General features: G+C 66.6%; 1 protein-coding gene. It reads right to left on the bottom strand.

Going from position 1 to position 3,458, the window contains the following annotated elements; translation table 11 throughout:
* Positions 1–3,458 (bottom strand): condensation domain-containing protein (locus tag APH34_RS28180; RefSeq protein ID WP_156358135.1); only part of this gene is annotated, 3,458 nt, incomplete at both ends.

The raw sequence follows: 3,458 nt of genomic DNA, 5'->3' as shown, positions 1-3,458 counted from the left end.
TTGGTGCACATAGGGCGTGCCGGGGTATGCCCGCGCCGTGGCATTCCACTGCTCGACTACCTGTTGCTGGTCGGCTTGCTCCAGTAGCGGCAACTCGCCCAGCGGCGTTTGGGGCTGCGCCATGAACTGCAGCAGCAGGTGCTGGAGCTGGCCGGCGATGCGCCGAATGGTCGGTTCGGCGAAGTCCTGGGTCAGGTAATTGAAGGCCAGCTCCAGTGCTTCACCGACCTGAGCGATCAGGGTCAAGGCATAGCCGCTCTGCTCGCTGTAGGCCAGGTTGCTGAAACCAAGACCGCCCGGCGCCGCCTGCAAAGCTTCGGAAACCGGATAGTTCTCGAACACCAGCAAGGTGTCGAACAGCGCCTCGCCGTTGCGACCGGCCAGGCGCTGGACCTCTGCCAGCGGCATGTGTTCATGGTCGCGCAAGGCCAGGTTCTGCGCCTGCACCGCCTGAGCCCACTGGGCCACAGTGAGGGCGCCGTCCGGCGTGGCGACCACCGCCAGGCTGTTGATGAACAGCCCCAGTTGCTGCTCGATACCGACCAGCTCCACCGGGCGCCCGGACACCGTGGCACCGAAGGCCACGCTGCGCTGGCCGGTGTAGCGCTGCAACAGCAGCAGCCAGGCGGATTGCACCAGGGTGTTGAGCGTGACTTGCTGCTGTCGCGCGAAGGCCTGCAGGCGGCGCGTCTGTTCGCTGCTCAGGCGAACGCTGTGCAATGCCTGGCCGGGTTCGGCATCGGCCCCACGGGCGCAAGCCAAGGCCAGACGGGTTGGCTCCTCCAGAGGCGCCAGCTGGCCCTGCCAGAAACGCTGGCTGTCGGCTTTGTCCTGGCGCTGCAGCCAGGCGAGGTAATCCTGATAGCGGCCTTCCGGCGCAGCGACTGCCTGACCGGCGTAGGTTTGCAACACCTCCCCCAACAGACGTGAATTGCTCCAGCCGTCCATCAGGATGTGGTGGCTGGTGTAGATCAGGTGATGACAGTCCGCCCCCGTGCGCAACAGGCACAAACGCAGCAACGGCGCACGCGCCAGGTCGAAACCACGGTCCAGTTCAGCGGTGGCCCGCTGATCGAGCGCTTGCGGGCATACGGGGTCAGCCTGTTCGACGACGATTTCCAAGGCGGCCTGACGGTAGATCACCTGACGCGGCGCCTCCAGCGCCGCCTCCCAGATGAACCCGGCGCGCAGCAGTTCATGACGATCCACCGCCTGTTGCCAGGCGCTGGCAAACCGTTCGACATCCAGGCCTCGGATGTCCAGGCGCATCTGGTTGACATACGCACGGCTGTTGGCTTCGTACAGGCTGTGGAAAAGCATGCCCTGTTGCATGGGCGACAGCGGGTAGACATCGGCAATTTCACGCGCCGGCAGCGCCAGGGTATCGAGCTGGGCCTGGTCCAGCCCGGCCAGCGGTACGTCGCTCGGTGTCAGCCCGGCATGGGCCTGGACCAGGCAATGCTCGATCAGCGCCTCCAGGGCCTGCTGGTAGGCCTGTGCCAGCCGGGCGATGGTGGCTTCGGCGTACACATCGCCGCTGAAGGTCCAGTTCAGGCTCAGTTCACCACCGAACACCTGGCCATCGACACTCAACCAGTTGCCCAGCGGCGCCAGTGGGTCCTGCCCGGCGCCACGCCCTTCTGCCGCCGGTACCCAGAGCGCGCCCTCGGCAAAGTCGCCATCGAACTGCCCCAGGTAGTTAAAGGTGATGCGTGGCTGCGGCAACCCGGCAAGGGTGGCACGCGCCTCCTCGCTACCCAGATGGCGCAACAGGCCATGACCCAGGCCTTTGTCCGGGGTGGCGCGCAGTTGCTCCTTGATGCCCTTGATCGCAGCCGCCGTATCGCTGGCCGGCGTCAGGCGCACCGGGAACAGGCTGGTGAACCAACCTACCGTGCGCGACAGGTCGATGTCCTCGAACAGGTCCTCGCGGCCATGCCCTTCCAGTTGCACCAGAGCGGACGACTCACCGCTCCAGGCACAGACCACCTGCGCCAGGGCGGTCAGCAACAGGTCGTTGACCTGGGTGCGATAGGCGCCAGGCGCCTCCTGCAGCAGCTGACGGGTACGGGTGGCATCCAGACGGGTCGCCACACTGCGGGCATGACGGTTGTCCATCGCGCCCGTCGGGTTGTCGCGTGGCAGGTCGTGCGGGGCGCCTGCCAGCAACCGTTGCCAGTAGCCGAGCTGCGCCACCATGGTCGCGCAGCGGGCATGCTCGGCCAGACGCTCGCCCCAGGCCTTGTACGAGGTGGTTTTGGCCGGCAGACGCGGCGCCTGGCCGGCCTGCAACTGGCGATAGGCCGCTTGCAGGTCTTCGAGCAGGATGCGCCAGGAGACGCCGTCCACCACCAGGTGGTGGATGGCCAGCAACAGGCGCTGCGTGCCGTCGGGCAACGTCATCAGGGCCAAACGCAGCATCGGGCCTGTGCTCAAGTCGAGGCTGCGTTGCACTTCGGTGCAGAAGGCCGGCAAGGCATCGAGGCTGTCGAACTGGCGATGCCAGACCTGTTCCTCGGCGCTCGGCAACGCCTGGTGCGTCTGCCCCCACACGCCGTCGGCCTGGTGATAGCGCAGGCGCAAGGCATCATGGTGTTGCAGCACCAGGGCCAGGGCCTGGGCCAGCAGATCGCCGTCCAGCGGCTCGGCCGGTGCCAACAGCAGCGACTGGTTCCAGTGCTGGCGATTAGGGATGGTCGTTTCGAAGAAGGCCTGCTGGATCGGCAGCAGTGGCGCCTGGCCGGTGACCGGCCCTTGCTCCACCTGCAGGCTTTCGCTCAGTTGCGCCACGGTGGCCAGGCGGCGGATGCTCTGGTGCTGGAACAGGTCGCGCGGCGCGAAGCGGATGCCTGCCTGACGGGCGCGGCTGACAATCTGAATGGAGATGATCGAGTCACCACCCAGCTCGAAGAAATTGTCGTCCACCCCCACCTGTTCCAGGCGCAGCACGTCCTGCCAGATCAGCGCCAACTGCTGCTCCAGGTCGTTCCGTGGCGCCTGGTACTCGCTGCGCGTTTGCGCCGGATCGGGCTTGGGCAGGGCCTTGCGGTCCAGCTTGCCGTTGGGCGAGAGCGGCATGTGCTCGAGCAACACCCACTGCGCCGGCACCATGTAGTCGGGCAGCACGTCCAGCAGTTGCGCCTTGACGCCTTGCAGGTAGCCACCCTGGATCTCGGTTTCGGCCCGTGCCAGGGACACGGGCTCAGGCACCAGATAAGCCACCAGTTGCTTGCCGCTTGGGCCATCGGCAGCCACCACCACCGCTTCACGCACTGCATCCTGCTCCTGCAGGCGCGCTTCGATTTCACCCAGCTCGATGCGCAGGCCGCGAATCTTCACCTGATGGTCGATACGCCCGGCATACTCGATCACCCCGTCCTCGCGCTGGCGCGCCAGGTCGCCGGTGCGGTACAGCCGCTCGCCGCTGCCGAACGGGGCAACGACGAAGCGCTCGGCGG

It is taken from the genome of Pseudomonas sp. NBRC 111131 (genome assembly GCF_001320525.1).
In the GTDB taxonomy this organism is placed as follows: domain Bacteria; phylum Pseudomonadota; class Gammaproteobacteria; order Pseudomonadales; family Pseudomonadaceae; genus Aquipseudomonas; species Aquipseudomonas ceruminis.
The sequence above is the reverse complement of the archived record's forward strand: the minus strand, read 5'-3'. Positions and strand labels throughout refer to the sequence as shown.